The organism is Psychrobacter sp. Ps2 (assembly GCF_022129405.1).
Classification (GTDB): Bacteria; Pseudomonadota; Gammaproteobacteria; order Pseudomonadales; family Moraxellaceae; genus Psychrobacter.
The window spans coordinates 20588-42031 of sequence record NZ_JADQAM010000034.1; the positions used below are offsets into that span (position 1 = coordinate 20588).

The following is a 21444-nucleotide window of genomic DNA, read 5'->3' on the forward strand; positions in this document are numbered from 1 at the left end:
TTTGGCCAGTAGCATGGTCATCAGGCGCAATGATAAAGTATTACTCTGTAGGTCGCGTATATCGCATGATTATCGTGTTGATTGCTTTTTTTTGGTGCGGTAGACGTGTAAACTACCCCATACGTTTTTGTTGGACATACCCTTTGCTATGAAAGCATTATTAGACTTTATTCCCTTAATTGCCTTTTTTATCGCGGCGCGTTATAACGGTATTTTAGCAGCGGCAGGGGCTTTGCTCGTCGCTACTATTATCGTTTACGCCATTCATTTTATTCGTCAAAAAGGTAAGTTTGATAAGCAGCAATGGGTTGTCTTATTATTAACAATTTTATTCTGCGGCGGTACATTACTGCTGCGTGATGATATTTATTTGCGCTGGAAGTCGCCTATTATCAATGGTATTTTTGCATTGACGCTATTCGTCAGTGCCGCTATTAATAAGCCATTGATGCAGCTTGCTATGAAAGAGGTATTTACCCTGACGCTTAGCGGCTGGAAAAAGCTGACCGTTGCTTGGGCATTGTTTTTTGCCCTAATGGCTGTACTACATTATATCACAGCGTTCACAATGTCAGATGAAGCATGGATCAACTTTAAGACCTATGGTTGGATTCCGATTATGCTGGTGTTTGTCGTGGCTCAATTTGCCGTGTTGAAAAAGCATCTAAACCCTGCCCTAACAGACAAAGCCACTAAATAGTTTCTGTTGCCTTGTCATAGCCGCAACCACTTTATTACTATGACGTTTATACTAAGCCCATATAAGCTCATCATTACTTTTTTATTATTCACTAAGGAAGTCTCATGTCTTTATTTGCAATCATTGGTCATGACGTGGCTAATAGCAGTGCACAACGTCTGATCACTCGTACTGAACATATTGAACGCTTAAAAGCGCTGCACCAAGAGGGACGCCTCGTTATCGCAGGTCCAACGCCTATCGAGCATGGCAAAAGTGATATGTCAGGCAGCTTAATCATTGCAGATTTTGACTCTATCGAAGCGGCTCAAGCATGGGCAAACGATGAGCCTTACTTACGTGATGGCGTGTATAGTCATGTCGATATCAAACCATTTGTTCAAGCATTGCCAGCACCAACTGATAGCAACAATCAAGTAGCTGCATCGTGATCCAGAGAGTCTCTTTTTCACCTAACTGCTTCTACAAAAATGCCCTGATTGGTCTCATGTTAGTGACAGCCGTGTCGGCACAAGCTGCACCTGCTGCGCCCATAACACCTGCTGTCGATGCAACCGATCCGACAGCAGTGCTGCCGCTGACTGGGCCAGTAGCGGCACGCGCTTTGCCAACGAAAAACTCAGCGCTAGATATCAATGATACCTTGGCGGCACAGTTGCAACCATCTACTAAAGCATTGTCAGCTGCCAATCAAGAACTGCTTAGCCGTAATGCACAATTGCAGCGTCAAGTGAACGACTTACAGACTCAAGTAAATGTCTTGGTTTACGAAAGTAAAGGACAGTTATTTCTATACGGTGCGTTTACCGTTTTGATTAGCTTATTAGTCGGTATTTTTGTCTCGTGGTTAGTATTTGTCCGTCGTGAACGCTGGTAGCATATGCTGTGCTCGCACTGACTTGCATTACTCTACTTCGCTGCGTCTGACCAAATGTCGATATCATTGATCCGTCACAATTGATCGTTGAGCTACCGTTACTGATATTTCTAAGAAGTGCCTCATGTCTACCGCTAATCATCAAAACCCTGAACATTTAAACGTTATCACGCCTGCCAAGATTGACTGGCAAACGGATGATACTGGCAATATGGTGCCAGTATCAGGTGAGTTTGGGGATGTTTACTTTTCTCATGCGGATGGTTTGGCAGAGACGCGTCACGTATTTCTAGAGCACAATCAGTTACCGAAGCGTTTAGCACACCTTGCACCAAAGCAATGCTTTACGATTGCTGAGCTAGGCTTCGGAACTGGGCTTAATCTACTAGCAACGTGGCAATTGTGGCGACAATTACGTGAAACCAATCCGCAATTAGCAACGGCTCGTCTGCACTTTATTACTACTGAAAAGTTCCCTATACCGCTAGCAGATCTGACCCAGATACTTGCGTTATGGGGTGAGCGCGCGCCTGAGCTAATGGCATTTATTGAGCCACTTTTGGCTGCATATCCGCCCCTAATTGCAGGCTGTCATCGTTTAAGTTTTTCTCATGATAACTTAACCATCGATATGTGGTTTGGTGATGCAGCAGAAAGTCTAAGCAAACTGGCATTAGACCATTCTAACCAGCATACGCCTTATATTGATGCTTGGTTTTTAGATGGTTTTGCGCCTTCTTGCAATAGCACCTTGTGGGCTGACAGTATCTTTGCCCAAATGCAGCGCCTATCACGCCCTCATACGACTGCCGCTACTTATAGCTGTGCAGGTATCGTCAAGCGTGGACTAAAACAACATGGCTTTCAAATTAAAAAAGTCAGAGGTTTTGGTCGAAAGCGAGAAATGCTAACAGCCATTATGATTGATGCGAACAGTAGTGACATTACTAGCGATAATAAAAGTTGTGATAATAAAAGCCACGAGGCAAAGCAGGAAACAACTGATAGCACATTCGATAATACTGTCGTCATTGGTGCAGGTGTCTCAGGGTTGCTCACAGCTTGGTCGCTTGCCAATCGCGGTATTACTGTCACTTTATTAGATAAATCAGCGCCCTTAGCAGGCGCATCAGGCAATCCTAGAGCGTTACTTGCGCCCAAAATGACGCCACTTCACCATGTTGACGAGCATCTGCATACCATAGGTTATCTCCATAGCAGCAGGCTATATCGAGACCTTAATCAAACAGCCGTACAGCTTAATACAGCACCGGTACTTGAACTGACTGGCGCCCTTGATTTGCTTATAAAAGCCAATATCGGTACAGAACAAATTGCCGACTATCCTGATGAGATGGCGACCACCCTATCGCATGAGCAAGCACAGATTACTAGTGGCTTAAAAGAGCAGAACTTATCAGAGAACTTGTACTTACCGCAGTCTGGTCTGGTCAATCCGCAAGCATTAAAAAACATCATACTGACTCATCCACTCATTCACTTTCAACAGTTAGAAGTGAATGAAATCACCGAGACTGAGCAGCAAGTTCGTATCGAAGGTATTGATGGAAACCGTAACACTGTCACTATGACTGCTGATAATGTTGTCATTTGTGCGGCTTTTGAAAGTCATCAATTGGATCAGCGTATTTTTGATTGCCGTAAAATTCGTGGGCAGCTGTCTTGGTTTACTCCTTCGACGGAGCAACTTGCAAAACTGCCAAAAATACCGCTTAAATATAGTGGTTACTGTGCACGGTTCAACGCACAAACTGGAGATGATGAGTTAAATACAGTCGTCGCTGACGAGCCCTATTTATTACTTGGCGCAAGTTTTATCCGCAATGACACAAGTACTGACATACGTCCTGAAGAGCATCAAATTAGTCGTGATAAGCTCATTACCGCCATTCCTGAAATGGCATCTGTCATGCCGGCAGATACGAGTCTGTGGCAGGGACGAGCTGGCATTCGCGCCCAAACGCCTGATTACCATCCTATCGTTGGACAATTGGCACATAGTCAGCTGATATGGACAATGAGTGCGATGGGCGCAAAAGGTTATGCATTGGCACCTATTTGTGCTGAAGCATTAGCAGATATGATGCTAGGGTCATTCGCACCACTGTCAGAGACGATGCTCGCACGCTTATCGCCCAATCGTACACGGCTACAGACGCCGCTTGTTTAAGAATAAATGGCTCTTGTGTAAATAACAACAATGCTCTCTACGGTTTATTCTGTCTTATGATATCTTAATTTAGTGTCGACTCTAATAATGAGATATACCCCATGAGCTATCACCAAACAACCCTTACTCTACCCGCCTATGCGCGCGGCATTCATATCATCACTCCGAGGATTGAAGAAGCTATTTCTCAGCTGTTACCTCACTCTGCCAAGGTAGGGTTGGTTCATCTGTTTTTGCTGCACACGTCAGCCAGTCTTGCGATCAATGAAAATGCCGATCCAGATGTCAGACTAGATACAGAGGATTGGCTTAATAAAATCGCACCAGAAGATCAGCCAGAGTATCGCCATACCTTAGAAGGATCAGACGACCTGCCAGCGCATCTAAAAAGCATGATGCTTGGAGTAAGCTTGACTATACCGCTTGTCGATGGTGGATTAGGTCTAGGCATGTGGCAAGGTATTTACTTATGTGAGCATAGAAACCTGCAAGTATATGGTGGACAGCGTAAGCTGGTGATTACGGTAAATACGTAATAATATACTGTCAATAAATAGCAGGTTGACCCTTGCGAATTGCCCCATTTACGTAGAGCGCCATTAACGGATAAAGCTGATTATGAATACTTCTCTCTCAAAAGTAATACACTCAAATAAATCTAAGCGTCTATGTATTACCGCTCCTGCTATTTTCTTCAGCCTGTTGCTACTGACTGCTTGTCAAAAAGATCCAGAACCTGAAGCAACTGATACAACTACAGCTGAGACCTCAACGCAAACCACGCCAGTAACGACCAATATCAATGTTGATGAAGCTGAAAATAGCAATGTAGATGACGCTAAAAATGTAGCACAGACTGATTCAGAACGTGATATGAGCTTAACAGAGTTAGATAAAGATCTTGGTGATACTACGCTCACTGCAAATGCTAGCGCTGAAAAACCTAATCCAGAACAAGCTATCAAAGGCGCACAAATCACTGATGTCCGTTATAAAAGTGCAGCAGGTGAGAGTCTATCTGTGGTCTTTGAGACGTCGGCAGCTGGTATGCTCAACGCGATCATTACTCGTCCCAATCAACCAAAAATGACATTGAGCGCACCCGAAGGCCAAGGCAATAATCCTACCTATCAATCAGCTGACAGTAGCATCCAACTCGTCAGTCATGCTGGTGGTGGCACTATCGACTTTATCCGAAACAATAAAGTCACTAGCTTTGATGCCGTCAGTGCTGAAGCAGAAGTCATCACTGAATAAAGTCTGAGGTCGCCTTTGTTTCAATACGCGATTTAAAATCATAAAAAAGGCGGCAAACGTTATTATCATTGCCGCCTTTTTCGTTTCTGTGTATTATTCTCTACTGACTTGTCTCTACTAAGCTGTCTAATGGGTTATGAGTGATTGTATTTAACCAAACCCAGTCGATTGCCCAAACATACCGACCAACCAGCTTATCAATGCCCACAGCCCCCAACCGACAAATACAATGACTAGCAGGCCAAGAAAATCAGGGATATGCAAATACAGCCAAGCAACGATTGGATTGCGCCAAAAAAATCCAAAACGGCTTTGCTGTTGTTTGTCTTCTAGTGACTGGTGCAAAAACGGTCGATCCATATGCATGGTTTCGGTAATACCATATTCATGGTGTAGATGCTCGTGCACGATACCCAGTGTCTTACGGCTAGGACGAATGAAAATATCTAATAGCGTACCAATGCCAGGTACGATACCAACGACCATATCAAGAAGTGCCAATCTAACCGCTGGCGTCATTTTATGAGCGGGCACACCTAACTGACGCCCTAATATAAATGCATAACTGGTCAATGCCAATCCTGCCAAATCTCCTGCTAGTGGAATGGTCGAAAGCGCCGCATCCGCACCCATTCCTTGCTTGGTAAAAGGCACTCGCACTAGCGAATCCATGGTATTAGCAAACTTCGCCAACTTACGCTCAGTTGCGATAACTTGTTCACGCGTCAGACCATGCTCCGCAAGTTTAGCTTGATAGTCCGTAACTGACGCATTCGTATCAGACAGTTTCTTTGATTTGAATCTCGGCAACTTATCGAACTTATCCATTTAGCGTCGTCCATATGCAAGTGATTGCGATGAGCGCAAAGACATAGCGCCCTACCCAGATATTGGCCAAGAACGCCTGAAAGCAAGCCAAAGGGTTGCGACTGGCACAAGCGCTGTTTTGTTTGGCAAACATCATCGCAACTAGCGCCAATCCAAATACCGGTGTTACGCCTAATGTGGTCGGAGCAAAGTAATGCCACATAACCACGCCCATCATTAGCAAAAAGAGCATCTGTAATATTGAGATGATAATCACATCATAACGACCGAATAGTATCGCTGTTGATTTCACGCCAATCTTTAAATCATCCTCACGGTCAGCCATGGCGTACTGGGTATCATAGGCCACTGTCCAGCACATATAAGCTAAGAATAGCAGCCAACACCAAACATCGGGAGCGCCTTGCACTGCCACATAGGACATCGGTATCGCCCATCCAAAAGCAGCTGCTAAAAATACTTGCGGCAGGTGCGTATAGCGTTTCATAAATGGATAAATAAACGCCAATACAACAGCACCAAGCGACCAATAGAACACAGCTATGGGCAAGAAAAATAGCAGACTAGCACTTAACAGCACCAGTACTAAAAATGCAGCGACGGCTTCTTTACCAGATAAGCGTCCATCTGCTAATGGGCGACCTTTAGTGCGAGTCACATGACCATCTACTTTACGATCCGCAAAGTCGTTAATCGCACAACCAGCCGCTCGCATAAATATTGCACCAAGGGCAAATATCGCAAATACTTCGATACTTGGCAACGCTGCCGTCATTCCTTGCTGCTGCGCTTGACCCATTGCAGCGAGTAGTACGCCCCAAAGCGTTGGCCATAAGAGCAGCTCAATGCCGACTGGCTTATCAAAACGGGTTAGCTGGATGTAGGCTTGTAGCTTGTCTTTAAATGTCATGGCTTTTTATTATCATTGTTTGAATACTTTTTATGTGCGCTTATATACTTCGCTCAGAACAACTAAATTAATTTTTGAAGGGGCTGGTTGCTTAGTTTTAATGGACTAATTACTAAGTTTAATGGTCTGGCTACTAAATTTGTTGCCATAATTTATTCGCTTCGATCAGTGATAGCTCAGGATATTGCTTGCGCAAGGCTTTTAACGCTGGGACTTTGTCTTTTTGTGCTGCTTGTTGACGTAAAAATGCCAGTTGCTCTTGTGGATTGCTCAGCTCTTTTAACCGTGCCTCAAGCCGAAGAATGCGAGTACGCAGCATGATATTAATCAACAATAGAATTGCACCCATAACCCAAATGATTAACGCTGACATTCCTTGCTCCTAAATCCATTAATTCTGCATATATAAGCTGATTGATTGCGTACATTTATACTCGTACATTCATTATCGCAAACAGTATCTGTCAGACAAAATACCCATCAAAGCGCACGGCTTCATTATGCCAGCTTTCACTAGCTGGCTCATCAGCAAGCAGCGGTGCAAACTGTGGACGCTTTACGATCACGCGACCTTGGCCTTGCATATTTCGTCTGACAACGGCCTGCGCCCTACTTAGCAGCTGTCGCTCTTCATCTGAAGTTGCTGGACGAGCCAATTGATGCAGTGCTTGCATATGCTTACCGACTTTTGCCCCTTTACCTGTTTTGCTATCTTGATAGCTATCTTCTGGAAACATCGGATCTAAATAGACGACATCAATTGCCATAGTATTATCTGTTACGGTGCCTGCTTCTAAATTCGCAAAATAACTGAGCGCATCAGCATTAATAATCTGTAGACGGCTCATGAGCTTTTGCCAATTGGGTTGCGCACTCATACGCTGCTGCTCTGCAAGTAACAGCAATGCCATCAAAGGCTGCTGCTCAAGCATAGTGACTTGGGCACCAGTACTGGCCAATATCAAACTATCATGCCCAAAGCCAGCAGTTGCATCAATAACGTGACTATCTGATGTGATTTTGGCGGCTTGTAATAGCAACTCAGACTTACGACCAGCACTCACTATACGGCGCTGCAACTTGTCCCATTCAGGTGCCACACTGAGCCCATCACTTAGCCATGATAGCTTGTCTTTATCATCTAATAATAGAATAGGCTGAGTAGATGCTTGGCTCAATTTCTGACGTCGCTTTTGAGTTATTTTCTCTGTAGCGACCTCTACATCTAAGAGAATTGGTAATGTATGCTCAGCTACCAATGCCTGTAAACGCTCAACCTGTGCTTGCTGGCTGTTATCGACGTAGAATAACTGACAATGTACAACAGCACCTGTCTCGTCATACGTTTGGGGCACATCGGTCATAACCATCATCCTATTTGCTGCTTATTTTCACTATAAATTACTGGCGTGTTAAATCATAACGCAAATCTAGCCAGCCATTTGATAACCAAAGCCCCAAGCGGCGACCAACACGATAACACCCGTGATAATGCGTAACCAAGCAAAAATAGTAAAGTCACGGCGACTTACCCATGCCACTAGCAAACGTATACAGAGTAGCGCCACTACAAATGACACGATGGTTCCGATACCTAGCACCAGCCAGTCTTCACTGTTGGTCAGTACGTCACCATGTTTGAGTAAATCCAACAGTGCTGCCCCTACAATGACAGGAATACCCAAAAAGAAAGAAAACTCAGCAGAAGCCTTACGTGAGACACCTAACCACAGCGCACCAATAATAGTGGCACCTGAGCGTGACGTCCCTGGTATAAGAGCTAAACATTGGAATAGTCCAATCATCAGCGCAGTTTTTATGCTGACATCTTCCGCTTCTTCTGCAATGACCGTTTTAGGACGCTTTTCCACGTAAAATATCAGTAGACCGCCGATGATAAGCATAATGGCAACGACGATAGGATTAAACAAATAAGCTTTGATTTCATCGGCAAAGGTAAAACCAACAATCATCACAGGAATAGTAGAAACAATCAGACTCAGTCCCAGTTGTCTAGGATTGGTCATGCCCTCTGCTTTGCCAGTCAGTAAGCCCATCAACGCTTGCCACAATCTACCCCAATAGTCATAAATCACTGCCAAAATAGCGCCAAGCTGCACAACAACAACAAATAAATCAACTTTTTCTTTAGTCCAGAAACCCATCACATCTGCTGATAAGATCAAATATCCCGTACTAGAAATGGGTAAAAACTCAGTGATACCTTCAACGATACCCATGATGACAGCTTGAACGAATAAAACTATATCCACAGTGACTTTCCTAGAAACAGACTGGCCTAAAAAAACTGGCCTAAAAACAGACCGATTGGCTGTCCTATATTAACGTTGATTTTATATTGGTATGCGCTTGCTAAACACTAGAAAGCTGGCTGCTATCAATTGACGCTGCAAAAAGCATATTTATAAAGCTATGCTTTGCGTTGCTCTTTAAGTGTTTTCCAAGCTTGATTACGTAGATATTTTGGTAATGCCTGTGACGCTTCCGTACCACCATCGTTTGCAAACTGAGCAATACCAAGCTGTCCGATGACAACCGCATCTGGCCAAACATCTTCATGACAGTCTTGCTGATCATGTCGTGCCAATAGCGGCGCGCCATTACCAACGATAGGCAGGTTGAGCTCTGTTTGGCTATCATAATCTAATAGCTGCTCAGTGCTATCGCTACCAGCAGCCAAGACTGGCTGCATAATGCTTTGACCTAATTGGTCGTCAGTTACCAACTCATACTGTCCAAAGTAGACTTGCTGCATACGAGCATCAAGGGCGCTGTATAGATGTGTCAGCCCATACTTCTGATACGCGCATTGTGCGATTGCTTGCAGGCTTGAGACGCCAACACAAGGCAAATCATGCGCTACAGACAGAGCCTGTACCACTGCAGTATTGATGCGAATACCACTAAACGCACCTGGCCCGCGATTGAATATCAAGGCCTGTATATCAGCAAGACGTAGCTGCGCCTCAGACAATGCAGCATCAATCATCGGTAAAATCTGCTGAGTCTGCTGACGCTTTCCTGTTTCGGTATGGCTCGACAATACCTGTCCGCTCGAATCTAAAATCGCGATCGAACACTGATCGAACACGGTATCCATTGCTAAAAACATCACAACCTCGGCTTTTACTTTTGGCGTTCTAAATTGATTTGTCAGATTTTACTAATTTTTTATAACGATCTATCATTCATGTCCTGTAATAATACTGACAGAGTGAAGCAGCGCCTATCATAGCATTTAGGATACACGAATTTTATTAATTTCTATATTTTTCACACTTTATCCATCAGTGTTTATCTGCAACTGATAATGGTAAAAAGCCCCAAAGCTTCATTGGCTTCGGGGCTTTTATCAAACTTCTTAAAAATAACTAATTGTTATCTAAAAGCGGGTTTTGAACTTCTTTGGTGCTTGGTTTTGCATTTCTTGCATTTGTTTTTGCATCTCTTCGGTGCTTGGCATGTTATTTGGATCCAGTCCCATTTGCTTGGCCATTTGTTCTGGATTCACGTCCTTAGCGCCACCTTGCTGACCGCCACCGCCAAACAATGGACCGCCGCCACCGCCAGCACTACCGCCACCCATGAGCCCTTGCATAGACTTCATCATTTTACTGATGCCTTCAGGCTTTGAGATCATTTTCATCATTTTTGCCATTTGCTTGTGCTGCTTGAGCAAACGGTTAACGTCTTGAATCTCACGTCCTGAACCTGCAGCGATACGGCGCTTACGACTTGGGTTAATCTTGTCAGGGTTTTTACGCTCAAATGGCGTCATTGAATTGATTAACGCTTCCATTTCACGTACTTTTTCTTCTGGTTTGGCATCTTCGACGGCTTTTTGCATATCTGAGCCGCCCATACCAGGCATCTTATCTAAGAAGCCTGCCATGCCGCCCATGCTCTTCATCTGCTGGAACTGAGTCAATAGATCCTCAAGGTCGAAGTCACCGCCCTTTTGCATCTTTTTCGCCATTTTCTCGGCTTTATCACGGTCAATCTTTTGCTCAACCTCTTCGACCAGACTCAGTACATCGCCCATACCAAGGATACGCTGCGCGATACGCTCAGGGTGGAACAGCTCTAGCTCGTCTAGTTTTTCACCGCGACCCAAGAACTTAATTGGCTTACCTGTGATAGCGCGTACAGAAAGCGCCGCACCGCCGCGAGCATCACCGTCAGTCTTAGTTAAGATAACACCCGTCAATGGCAATGCATCATTAAAGGCTTTTGCGGTATTGGCGGCATCTTGACCAGTCATTGCATCGACGACGAATAGCGTCTCAGATGGGTTAACCGCAGCCGTTAGCGCCTTAATCTCATCCATCATGGTATCGTCGATATGTAGACGACCAGCGGTATCAATGATCAGGATATCTTGATATTGGATTTTGGCTTCTTCTATCGCACGCTTTGCGATATCAATTGGATTCTCATCTGTGCTTGAGTTCACAAACTTAGCATTCACCTGACCGGCTACTTGCTCAAGCTGTTTGATAGCCGCTGGACGATAAACGTCGGCAGAGACTAGCATGACTTTTTTCTTTTGGCGCTCTTGTAAATATTTGGCCAACTTACCAGCTGTAGTCGTTTTACCCGCACCTTGCAAACCCGCTAGCAAATAGACAACGGGCGGCTTACCTGTCATCTCTAGCTGCTGATTGGCACTGCCCATCATTTCAGTCAGCTCGTCGTGTACGATTTTGACAAACGCTTGACCTGGTGCTAACTCTTTTAGCACCTCAGCACCAAGCGCTTGTTCTTTTACGCGTTTTACAAAATCACGAGTGACAGGCAACGCCACATCAGCTTCTAACAACGCCATACGCACTTCACGTAGCGTGTCTTTGATATTGTCTTCGGTCAACTGTCCGGTACCGACGATGTTACGTAGGCTCGACGATAAGCGTTCTGTTAAGGTATCAAACATAAATAACTCTCAATTAAAATGGTTTTCAATTAAATAATACGCAATTAAAATAACTCTAAATCAAACCATTAAAATGGTTCATAAATAATATTAGGATACGCTATAAGATATTAGGATATTGCATGACAAGGGACATGATAAAAGAATTATATTATCAATACTATAGCATTAACACGGCTCAAAACTTATAGTCGTTTCGCAAAGGACACAGCGCTTATAATTGTAGTTAACTTTTTATAGATAACATATTTTATGTTTGGCGCTATGCAGCACTACCGATCATTTATAAGTTATAAGCAAGATGGTGCTCAATTGGCACCCATTTTATGATAAATTGGACGATTATTCTAATCATTCTGATAATACCACTTTAGCGACACATTGAGCGGCAGTTTATGCTCAGTATAAGATGAGGCTTTTTATCTGTGCACTTTGCATTCTTACTTGCTAGCATGGCTTATATCTTAGTCAGCATCCATATTGGTTGGGCGCTGGTTCAGGACAAACCTATCCACAAAAGCCTCAGTTTGAGCTTATTGCTGGTCGGCATGGCGGCACATGCGGCACTGCTATATCCATACGTTGTGACGCTGTATGGTTTAAATTTCAACTTATTTAACATCATCAGTCTGACCAGTTTATTTTTCTTATTCTTTTATCTGTTGTTCTGTTTATACCGCCCTATTCTTAGCCTTGGTATTTTGGCTGCACCCACTGCGCTAATAGGTATGACTGTCGGTTATTTCGGCCGCGCCCCTTATCAACCATTGACTGATATCAGTATCGGACTTGAAATCCATATCATATTATCATTGGCTGCCTATTGTGTGCTGTTGATGGCGGCGGTACAAGCGCTATTTCTACGTCTACAAATACGTGAGCTCAAGCATCATACCATTCATCGATTTTGGGTCAATAAGCTACCCTCCCTGCAAAGTATGGAGAGTTTATTATTCGATATGTTGTTGGTTGGCTTTGTATTGCTCAGTATCGCACTGGGGATTGGGTTTATTTATGTGCAAGACTTAATGGCGCAACATATCGTGCATAAGACTGTTTTTAGTCTACTGTCATGGTTATTATTTGGTGTGCTACTATTCGGTAACTGGCGTGCAGGCTGGCGAGGCAAACGTGCGGCCAATATCACTATTTATGCCTTTATCCTATTAGCCATTGGCTTTGTTGGTAGCAAGTTCGTCTTAGAAATGCTCCTATAAAATATATGTTCAAAAAAAGGCGGTCAGTAACTGTTGCTACTGACCGCCTTTTTTACATTTTTAGCCGACTCACTACTAATTCTTCTTAGTTAAATACCACTGTCTTATTACCCGCCACAATCACACGGTTTTGCACATGCCAGTTTACAGCACGTGCTAATACGTTGCGTTCGATATCACGGCCGATAGCACGCAACTCTGTCACTCCTTGGCGATGCGTCACACGGTGTACGTCTTGCTCAATGATAGGCCCTTGATCAAGCTCAGCTGTGACATAGTGCGCAGTTGCACCGATAAGCTTAACGCCTTTATCATAAGCTTGACGATAAGGATCTGCACCCACAAACGCAGGCAAGAATGAATGATGGATATTAATAATCTGCATCGGCCAACGTTTGACAAAATCTGATGACAATATTTGCATATAGCGCGCCAATACTAGCAAGTCGTTACCTGCCATCAACTTATGAATCTGTTCTTCTGCCTCTACTTTATTGTCTTTGGTCACTGGCACATGATGGAAAGTAATGCCAAAATTCTGTACTGCTTGCTTTAAATCAGGATGGTTGCTGACCACGCAAGTAATCTCGCAATCGAGCAGTCCACGCTGATGTCGCCATAATAAATCTAACAACGCATGATCAAACTTAGATACCAAAATACCGACTTTGGTCTTCGTTGCATTGTTATGTAGACGCCAATCCATATCATGACGCTTAGCAACCGTATGCGCAAAGCTGGCCTCAAAATTATCGATGATATCGCTCAATCCTGCCAAGGCAAACTCTAAACGCATAAAGTATTGACCGCCTTCATGCGCCGTTGAATACTGATCAAGCGTAATGATATTAGCACCATAACGATGAATAAATTCAGAGACTGCCTGTACGATACCAGCCTGATCTTTGCATTTGATGAGCAGCGTGGCTGTATCAATAGCGCTAGGTATCTGTTTGCTCTGAGAAGCTATGGTCGATAATGAAACCGTTTTAGTGTTGTCTGACATAATTCGCCCAATATAAAAAATGATGACTTATCGCTGAAAAATTGCTGGCAGCGGAGTAAACCGGTTATTTTAATCTTTTTTGCGATGCTTTGCTGAGCGAGTTGGTTGTTTTTGGTTATTTAAGGTGATTTGGCTTTTTTAAAGAATAAACTAAAAACCCCCAACGTAGGGTTGGGGGTTTTATGGTTAGAGCTTCTCTGCAAATTATAAATTAGTGATTGGATAAGTAAGTTTCGTGACGTTGCCTCTTGGAGTAGTTGCTATCACTGTAAATTCATCACCAACTGAACAGTCTTTTAACTTAAACGTAGTAATAGTTCCTAAATTATCTCCAGGACTACCAGTAGCAACGTTAGCAGGTACTTCTTCTACACCAGATCGTACTTCAGCTGAACAAGAGCCATCTTCGCTCTCTACTTGAATATCATCAGCTGTTGGTGGGATATCTCTTTGCAGATTACTAAATGCAAAATTACCATTACTATTTTTTTGTGCTATGTAGGATGCATCGTCTACAGTAAATTCTAGAGTATCGCCGTTGATATCTCCTATGAATATGATCTGGTATAAAGGTCTACCTTGTGAATCACTGCCTGCTGGAGTTATCTTAATATCGACTGAACTTGAATCAGTGTTATCGGTAGCCGTAGCACTAATCGTAGTGCCAGAAGGCATAGGGTTTAGATCATAAAAACCATCACTATTCATTCTTATCGAAATCAGGCTGTTATTAGCATAGACTTCTTGCGTTTGCGCATTGAGTTGGGGGGCGATTATCGTGAATCTAGCATCCTTATCAGCAAGCAAAGTAATACCCTGATAACGTACTACAGCATCCAAATCGTTATTACAGGTATTAACTTTATTTGGCGAGACAAACTCACCAATGTAATTTGCCTTATACTGCATTCTTTTCAAATCAGATAACGATGGAAACTTAAGATTAATATATCGATCAAGGTTACTATCACATGACTCGCTAGCACTCGTCGTTAACGGATAAGTAAACTCACCAAGTTGATAAGTGCCGTTTTCATTGTCATCACGGAAAGTATCTCCAATATTATGAACTAAAATATCGGTATCTTTGTCCCAAGCGTTATTTTGATTCAAATCAATATACTCTTTTTCACCTTCCGCTACCGCTAGAATGCTCACACGCCCATCACCTGGACGTGGATTTTGCGTTGAGAAAGTGACCGAACATACACCATTGCTAGTTGGACAGCTTGAAGTCACCTTGCCACCTTCGGCAGTAAAGTTAATGACCGTACCATCAGGTACTGCATTGCCATTACGATCGACCATACGCGCTGTAATATTACTAGTATCGCCATCTAAAGACCAATCCAAAACATTCTTTTCCCATGATAGGCTAAGGCCCGTCTGAGTCACCCTTGAACTTGCAATAGAGATATTTTTTGATAGCGCATTGATGCGAGGATCACTATCCAAAGTAGCTTTTATTTCTACGGGTCCAGGCGTTGTGCCTGGATAAATATTAACTGATACAACACCATTACTATCAGTAGTAGCAGGTATATTAGATGTATTGCCAAGTACACCAAAAGTTAGCCCTAACGGAGATTTTTCCAAGGACAAAGTTACATCGGCGTTGGCAAGCGGCGTTCTATTTGAAAATACAGTAAACTCAACTGCGCCTGTTGCTGAGGAGCCACTATTTTGAATACCTAGCGTTAGATCATTAGCTGTATAGACAATGGAAGTCGCTTCAGGAGCCTGTATAGAAATACTAGCCGATTGAGTAACATTACCGGTATTGGCTGAGATTCGCACGGCACCACTACATAAAGTGTTATCGATGTTAATGGCTTTGTACACAAAATTTATCATACCATTTTCATCAGAAGTGACCTGCTCAGGTAGCTGACCACAAGCAGCATTTAGGTTAACCAGCACACCGCTGATGGCGTTACCATTTGTATCAGTGGTTTTTAAAGATACAGCTGTCTGTCCACCTGCATTCAGTTGTGAGTCAGTAACTTGCAATGCACTCAAACTCACATTAGTCGCCTGCACTGAAAAAGTCAGGTTATCAATCGCGGTATTATTACCATTACTCGCATTCGCAGTAATAATATAAGCGCCCGAAACATCAGGAGCATTAGGCTTTAAAAATATACGAGCTTCGCCATCACTGTTCGTTAGAGTAGATCCTGATGTTGTTTGTGACAAAGCAATGCCTTCGGCATCGATTGAAAAGCTTACTCTAGCACCAATAACAGGCTCACTATTATCGTCAGTTACTAAAACTTCGTAGTAAGCCCCTTCTAGACCAATAGCATTTATTGGGTTATTGTCTGCATCTACCAATTGACTACTACTAATATTTAAAGCACCCACTGGAACTTCTGTACCGCCGCCATTACCCGTACCTGGCTGTTGCACACCCAAATCAGGCTCTGGCGCAACTGTATCCGTTCCATCTCCACCACCACAACCCGCCAAGGCCAATGATAAGGTTAGCGCTGTCAGTTGAAACAGTTTATAAGTAGATAGTGAGGGATATGACATGTTTTTGACTCCGCATGAGCAGTAATTTATTCGAGCAAAAAGGCAGTAAACCATTACGTAGAATCATAAAATAACGATAATGATTGATAGTTTTACAGTGATACTGATGTATTAACAGATTGTATTAAATATATAACAGCAACTTTACTGACTTTTGTTATAACTTACAACTAAAAATTAATCTTTACTATTAAACAATCAACAACATAGCGCGCTCATTTCAGGGTATAATAGCCCTCCTTTAATCCAACAGTTATTGTAAAAATATTTGAGTATTCATCTGTTTTATGGTATAAATGTCGGCTTTAAAATTTTCTGAATTGGTCAGCCTGTTATTTGCCTTTAGATAACAGCAAAACCAGCTCAACCTTCATATAGTTTTGTTTGGTGCAAAGCTGCCGCTTGCTGTGTCCATGCCGCAAAAACGTGCAACTTGCCCAGACTGGTATGAGAAAAACTCATACCTCATAGATTAGGAGTTCGCCATGTCTCGAGTTTGCCAAGTGACTGGAAAGCGCCCTATGGTGGGTAATAATGTTTCGCATGCAAACAACAAAACCCGTCGTCGCTTTCTACCAAACCTTCACAACCATCGTTTTTGGGTAGAGTCTGAAAACCGCTTTGTACGTCTACGTGTGTCTACCAAAGGTATGCGCATCATTGACAAACTTGGTATCGATAAAGTGTTAGCGGATCTACGCGCACAAGGTCAAAAAGTTTAAGTTAAAAATAGCAGCTGGATGATGACTCTCATCATTTAAGCTGCTGTTTTGCTACATTAATTGTGGCAACTCACTCTTTGAGACACGTACCTATCGTTTGAAGACCCCTCATTTACAGGAAAGCTATCATGAGAGATAAAATTAAATTAGTATCAACAGCTGGTACTGGATATTACTACACCACTACTAAAAACAAGCGCACTATGCCTGGCAAAATGGAAATCAAAAAGTTTGATCCAAAAGTACGCCAGCATGTGATCTTTAAAGAAGCTAAAATCAAATAACTCCCATCATTTGTAGAAGGCATTTTTATAAATACTTTCTATAAAGAAGTTATTTGAACAAAAAAAGGGTTTATCAATTGATAAACCCTTTTTTTATGGCTGTAGCTTCATGTTGCTAAGCTATATCTTCAATTATTCGCTTTGACCAGTATTTACTTTAACTGGTACTCAAAAATAACCAAATATTAGCTGTAGTGTGTTGGTTCTTTATCATATACATGCGCATGCCACTTACTCATTTGCTTTTGCATAATGACTTGAATCGCAGCATGAATCATGTGTTGACCAATGGCTTGAGTGTCACTACCAAGTAGCTCTTTTAGCTTGTCAGAAAAATCAATAGTCATCAGCGGCGCTTCATCTTGTTCAGCATCACGCAACAACAATCTACCATCATCTGCTTCCACCAGTTCTAACGTGGTTTCTTTGGCAAATCCTGCAAACTGATCGCTACTCTCGTTATCTACTTCTATATCATTATCGATATCGTATGGCATTAATGTGTTCCTTATTATCCCGTTTAGTACTGGTAGAGAAACTGGTCATTGCAAAGTAGTCATTTCTTAAAAGTAAACTCACTGGCAAATCTATCGTCTTACAGTAACGCGGGTAAATCTGTCTTACTCATACAATGGACGCTTTAACACTCGAATTCAAGGGCTACCGCACAAGTCTTCGTTATAAATACAACTTGAATGCTATAACGTTTATATAAATTAGCGCCAATAACGTAGTTTGGCTAATGTAAATAAGAAAGCCACAAACATCCCAAGGTAATAGACCAGCTTTAGCTCAAGGCTAGGATCACGGTATTTAAATGGTAGTGCAACGGTGGCCGTCGCAGTGGGCAATATCAGCAGCATGAGTAGCCAGTTCTCAATGACATTTAGCCAACCTTGTAAATCGGTTCCGTGACGTAGTGACGCCAATCCCATTAATAAACAAGCGACAATTAAGCTGGTAAATAAGCCATTTGGTAAGTCTTTAGGATAGATAATTTTAGCAATACTGGCTGGTACGATTCTCATATAAAATTCCAGTCATGCTTGTAGAACATGGCTTAATGATTAAAAATGTAAAATATTACGATACTGTATAGGCGTGAATAAACAATATAGATGCGAATAAACGATACAGGCGCGAAAAAGACTTATATTTACAGCGAAACTACTTAACTGTAAGTACCCATCAGCCATAGCATCGATATACAAGAGGTCAAATAACCCAAACTAATCGCATTCCAACTTTCGATATGCAGGCCTTTAACTTTATTAAGTATGCGAGAGCCTACCCAAAAGAACAGCGGAATGCCTAGCATAAATGCAGGCACAATGACTGCAGCATGACGTAGCACTGTTTCAACATCATCACCCACCATCAGGCGAAAGCCATAACCTGCCAAACTAAGTACAAGTGCAAACATCGCTAAGCCAATGGTGATACCTTTAGGTACCAAACTGCGCTGCGGTGTTTCACTTTCAAGTGCTTGCCTAGCCTGCTGATTCAACGCTTCATGAGAGTTTATTTGCTCAGAAGGTTCTGTTGAACTGCTAGAATTGTTTGTGTCCATATTTCACCTTTACGTGACTGACCGTTATCTAGTCATAAGTTATACAGCACATTCTAATATTGTTATTGTATGGCTAATAGCGTTTATTAACCATACAACACTAGCTAGCTGTTGTTGGCTAATAGCAACTCTGCGCGCATCTCATCAATAGCCGCTTTATAATCTTCTTGATTGAAGATTGCAGAACCCGCAACGAACATATCAGCGCCCGCTTCAGCAATCGCACGTATATTACTGGCTTTGATACCGCCATCAACTTCCAATCGAATATCTCGACCACTAGTAATGATACGCTGACGTACCTGACGGACTTTATCTAAAGTACTATCGATAAACGACTGTCCACCGTAGCCCGGGTTCACACTCATTAATAAAATCTGATCTACTTTATCCATGACATAATCAAGATAATGCAGCGGGGTCGCTGGGTTCAATACCAAACCGCACTCTGCACCGCCATCTTTGATCAGTTGAAGTGAGCGATCGATGTGAGCGCTGGCTTCTGGATGGAAGGTAATAATACTAGCACCCGCTTCCAAGAACTGCTCAATCATACTATCGACAGGTGAAACCATCAGATGCACATCAATTGGCGCTTTAACACCATAGTCCCGCAACGCCTTACAAATCATGCTACCAAACGTCAAATTGGGTACGTAATGATTGTCCATTACATCAAAATGAATCACATCGGCACCCGACTCTAGTACCTTCTCCACTTCTTCGCCCAACCGCGCGAAATCAGCTGAGAGTATCGACGGTGCAATAAGATAAGGTTTAGCAGGACTGTTCATAATTGAGCTACCTAATTCATGTTTATATAAGATATGGATAGATTAAAAAGAAAATTCTAATCGGCTCACATATGCTGAGAGCCTTTTATATAATGATGTTAAATACTTAATTATTTAACGTTGCTTATATTGAGTTTTGCAATAAGCACGGCCAACTTCAAAAGAGCGCTTTGCTTCATGCTTGGTAGCGCGATTGCTCACTCTCTGACGCCATAAGCGAAAAGATGACGGCTTTAGCTCTTGGCGCATGAGTTTGATAACCCCAGTCTCATCGAGACCGTAGCTATGCTCTATAGCACCAAATGGCGTTCTATCTTCCCACGCCATCTCTATCACGCGAGATATTTGCACGTCATCAAGTACTCTATCGCCAGCGTCGTTGACGGTTTTTGCAATCAGCTCGTCTGACTTAACTTGAGACACTTCATCACTACAATCAATGTTACGTTGTTTGTTTTGTAGAGCAGCATCCATATCAGCCTGCATAGTCGCTTTTGTAGAGCTCGTATCTGCTGACTTATTCTTTGGATTAGAAGCGGTCAAATCTTGATAACTTGCCATAAAAATCACCTGTTAAGCATGAATGGAATATCGAAAAATGTATCACGATCATCTGAATGACAACTTAGCTCATTTGAGCCATGTGCCAATGATGTTCGATATGGTCATTAATCACCGTTTGGATAAAATAATAGCTATGGTCATGCCCCGCTTGGTAGCGTAATGTTAAGGGCTGTTTGGCTCTTGCACAAGCGTCTTGTAGTTTAGAAGTCTGTAGCTGACCTTCTGCTAAGAAGTTATCAGCCGCGCCTTGATCAACCAAAATGCTCGAATACTGCTGACCGACCTTTTCAATCATCTGTGAAGCGTCCGCTTGTGCCCATAGAGACTTATCATCACCGAAATACTCTGTGTAAGCAGCTTGCCCCCATGCAGACTCACTGGCTGCGCATACTGGCGATAAAGCCGATACGCTGACAAACTTACTTGGGAACTTAAACCCTAGCAACAGTGCGCCATGACCACCCATTGAATGTCCTGTGACACCGATACTGTGGATGGGAAACTCTGAACGTAGTAAGTCATATAGCTCATCAACGATGTAGCTTTGCATATTGAAGTTGTCTGACCAAGGCGCTTGGGTCGCGTCAACATAATAGCTTGCACCTTGACCGACAAAATAGCGATCGTCGTTTGGAACATCGTTGTCTTCACTACTTCTGGGCGAAGTATCAGGTGCGATAAGTATCATACCAAGCTCGCTGCATTTTTGCTGAAAATGCGCCTTATGAGTGACATTATCAGCATTACACGTCAGACCTGATAGGTACAATATCGCAGGACAACGTCGTCCAGCCAAGGCTTCGTCAGGTAGATAAATACTAAACGTCATAGAGGTTTTGGTAGACGTCGACTCGTGACTATAATAATGCTGCTCACCGTTAAAGCAACGATTCACACTTTTTTGAGTAAGCTGTTTATTGGTAGATAAACTATGACTATAGGAATTTTGCATGAGTGATATCCTTTTATTCAAAATAGAACCAATGACGATGTTTAATAAATGCTCATCATCTAATAGTAAATCTAATATTGGCATTT

At 42.7% G+C, this 21444-nt stretch carries 24 protein-coding genes; 9 read left to right on the forward strand and 15 right to left on the reverse strand.

The window, feature by feature from the left end; all coding sequences use genetic code 11:
- Positions 1 to 148 precede the first annotated feature (148 nt).
- From ispZ to I3254_RS02590, 6 genes are all read left to right on the forward strand, one after another.
- Positions 149 to 700, forward strand: a complete 552-nt coding sequence (gene ispZ, locus I3254_RS02565; protein WP_101205812.1) for a septation protein IspZ — start codon at positions 149 to 151, stop codon at positions 698 to 700.
- 104 nt (positions 701 to 804) lie between these two features.
- Positions 805 to 1131 carry a YciI family protein gene (locus tag I3254_RS02570; protein ID WP_057761353.1) on the forward strand — a complete coding sequence of 109 codons (327 nt, stop codon included), beginning with the start codon at positions 805 to 807 and terminating at the stop codon, positions 1129 to 1131.
- A complete protein-coding gene (locus I3254_RS02575) occupies positions 1128 to 1577 on the forward strand; it encodes a hypothetical protein (protein WP_238050921.1) in 450 nt (149 codons plus the stop codon). Before I3254_RS02570 ends, I3254_RS02575 begins: the two co-directional genes overlap by 4 nt.
- 124 nt (positions 1578 to 1701) lie before the next feature.
- A complete protein-coding gene (gene mnmC / locus I3254_RS02580; RefSeq protein ID WP_238050922.1) occupies positions 1702 to 3768 on the forward strand; it encodes an FAD-dependent 5-carboxymethylaminomethyl-2-thiouridine(34) oxidoreductase MnmC in 2067 nt (688 codons plus the stop codon).
- 101 nt (positions 3769 to 3869) lie between these two features.
- Positions 3870 to 4304: a secondary thiamine-phosphate synthase enzyme YjbQ gene (locus I3254_RS02585; RefSeq protein WP_238050923.1), complete on the forward strand. Its 435-nt coding sequence runs from the start codon at positions 3870 to 3872 to the stop codon at positions 4302 to 4304.
- Positions 4305 to 4386: 82 nt separating this feature from the next.
- Complete coding sequence (locus I3254_RS02590) at positions 4387 to 5025, forward strand: hypothetical protein (RefSeq protein WP_238050925.1); 639 nt, start codon at positions 4387 to 4389, stop codon at positions 5023 to 5025.
- 150 nt (positions 5026 to 5175) lie between these two features.
- Here I3254_RS02590 and I3254_RS02595 read toward each other — a convergent pair whose 3' ends face one another.
- The 7 genes from I3254_RS02595 to ffh form a co-directional block, all read right to left on the reverse strand.
- Positions 5176 to 5853, reverse strand: coding sequence for a DUF4112 domain-containing protein (locus tag I3254_RS02595; RefSeq protein ID WP_238050927.1), 678 nt, complete (start codon positions 5851 to 5853; stop codon positions 5176 to 5178).
- A complete protein-coding gene (ubiA, locus tag I3254_RS02600; RefSeq protein ID WP_238050929.1) occupies positions 5846 to 6763 on the reverse strand; it encodes a 4-hydroxybenzoate octaprenyltransferase in 918 nt (305 codons plus the stop codon). Before ubiA ends, I3254_RS02595 begins: the two co-directional genes overlap by 8 nt.
- A 133-nt stretch (positions 6764 to 6896) precedes the next feature.
- On the reverse strand, positions 6897 to 7136 hold the full coding sequence (locus I3254_RS02605; RefSeq protein ID WP_238050931.1) for a hypothetical protein: 240 nt from the start codon (positions 7134 to 7136) through the stop codon (positions 6897 to 6899).
- A 91-nt stretch (positions 7137 to 7227) separates the two neighbouring features.
- Positions 7228 to 8127, reverse strand: coding sequence for a class I SAM-dependent methyltransferase (locus I3254_RS02610; RefSeq protein WP_238050933.1), 900 nt, complete (start codon positions 8125 to 8127; stop codon positions 7228 to 7230).
- A gap of 66 nt (positions 8128 to 8193) precedes the next feature.
- Positions 8194 to 9036 (reverse strand): undecaprenyl-diphosphate phosphatase, encoded by an 843-nt coding sequence (locus I3254_RS02615; protein ID WP_201570570.1) that lies wholly within the window; start codon positions 9034 to 9036, stop codon positions 8194 to 8196.
- Positions 9037 to 9194: 158 nt separating this feature from the next.
- Positions 9195 to 9896, reverse strand: a complete 702-nt coding sequence (gene tsaB / locus I3254_RS02620) for a tRNA (adenosine(37)-N6)-threonylcarbamoyltransferase complex dimerization subunit type 1 TsaB (protein ID WP_238050990.1) — start codon at positions 9894 to 9896, stop codon at positions 9195 to 9197.
- Positions 9897 to 10166: 270 nt separating this feature from the next.
- Complete coding sequence (ffh, locus tag I3254_RS02625) at positions 10167 to 11714, reverse strand: signal recognition particle protein (protein WP_101205801.1); 1548 nt, start codon at positions 11712 to 11714, stop codon at positions 10167 to 10169.
- A 425-nt stretch (positions 11715 to 12139) separates the two neighbouring features.
- On the opposite strand from ffh, the gene ccsA reads away from it, so the two are divergent.
- The gene (gene ccsA / locus I3254_RS02630; protein WP_238050943.1) at positions 12140 to 12931 is read left to right on the forward strand and encodes a cytochrome c biogenesis protein CcsA; all 792 of its coding nucleotides are present in this window, start codon (positions 12140 to 12142) and stop codon (positions 12929 to 12931) included.
- Positions 12932 to 13016: 85 nt separating this feature from the next.
- Here the strand turns inward: ccsA and purU are convergent, their stop codons facing one another.
- A complete protein-coding gene (purU, locus tag I3254_RS02635; protein ID WP_238050945.1) occupies positions 13017 to 13937 on the reverse strand; it encodes a formyltetrahydrofolate deformylase in 921 nt (306 codons plus the stop codon).
- 204 nt (positions 13938 to 14141) lie between these two features.
- Positions 14142 to 16472, reverse strand: a complete 2331-nt coding sequence (locus tag I3254_RS02640) for a hypothetical protein (protein WP_238050946.1) — start codon at positions 16470 to 16472, stop codon at positions 14142 to 14144.
- Between the two features lie 485 nt (positions 16473 to 16957).
- Between I3254_RS02640 and rpmB the strand changes: the two genes are divergently transcribed.
- Together rpmB and rpmG are read left to right on the forward strand one after the other, a co-directional pair.
- Positions 16958 to 17194: a 50S ribosomal protein L28 gene (gene rpmB, locus I3254_RS02645; RefSeq protein WP_057761372.1), complete on the forward strand. Its 237-nt coding sequence runs from the start codon at positions 16958 to 16960 to the stop codon at positions 17192 to 17194.
- A gap of 128 nt (positions 17195 to 17322) precedes the next feature.
- Positions 17323 to 17478 (forward strand): 50S ribosomal protein L33, encoded by a 156-nt coding sequence (rpmG, locus tag I3254_RS02650; RefSeq protein ID WP_010201403.1) that lies wholly within the window; start codon positions 17323 to 17325, stop codon positions 17476 to 17478.
- A gap of 185 nt (positions 17479 to 17663) precedes the next feature.
- Here the strand turns inward: rpmG and I3254_RS02655 are convergent, their stop codons facing one another.
- The 6 genes from I3254_RS02655 to fghA all read right to left on the reverse strand — a co-directional run bounded on the left by I3254_RS02655 (position 17664) and on the right by fghA (position 21358).
- The gene (locus I3254_RS02655; RefSeq protein WP_101205798.1) at positions 17664 to 17975 is read right to left on the reverse strand and encodes a hypothetical protein; all 312 of its coding nucleotides are present in this window, start codon (positions 17973 to 17975) and stop codon (positions 17664 to 17666) included.
- 219 nt (positions 17976 to 18194) lie between these two features.
- Positions 18195 to 18506 carry a hypothetical protein gene (locus tag I3254_RS02660; protein ID WP_101205797.1) on the reverse strand — a complete coding sequence of 104 codons (312 nt, stop codon included), beginning with the start codon at positions 18504 to 18506 and terminating at the stop codon, positions 18195 to 18197.
- A gap of 143 nt (positions 18507 to 18649) precedes the next feature.
- Positions 18650 to 19048 carry a hypothetical protein gene (locus tag I3254_RS02665; protein ID WP_238050947.1) on the reverse strand — a complete coding sequence of 133 codons (399 nt, stop codon included), beginning with the start codon at positions 19046 to 19048 and terminating at the stop codon, positions 18650 to 18652.
- Between the two features lie 104 nt (positions 19049 to 19152).
- On the reverse strand, positions 19153 to 19842 hold the full coding sequence (rpe, locus tag I3254_RS02670; RefSeq protein WP_179797645.1) for a ribulose-phosphate 3-epimerase: 690 nt from the start codon (positions 19840 to 19842) through the stop codon (positions 19153 to 19155).
- A 114-nt stretch (positions 19843 to 19956) separates the two neighbouring features.
- On the reverse strand, positions 19957 to 20241 hold the full coding sequence (locus I3254_RS14360; protein WP_257019949.1) for a TIGR03643 family protein: 285 nt from the start codon (positions 20239 to 20241) through the stop codon (positions 19957 to 19959).
- Positions 20242 to 20467: 226 nt separating this feature from the next.
- Positions 20468 to 21358, reverse strand: coding sequence for an S-formylglutathione hydrolase (fghA, locus tag I3254_RS02680; protein ID WP_238050948.1), 891 nt, complete (start codon positions 21356 to 21358; stop codon positions 20468 to 20470).
- Positions 21359 to 21444 lie beyond the last annotated feature (86 nt).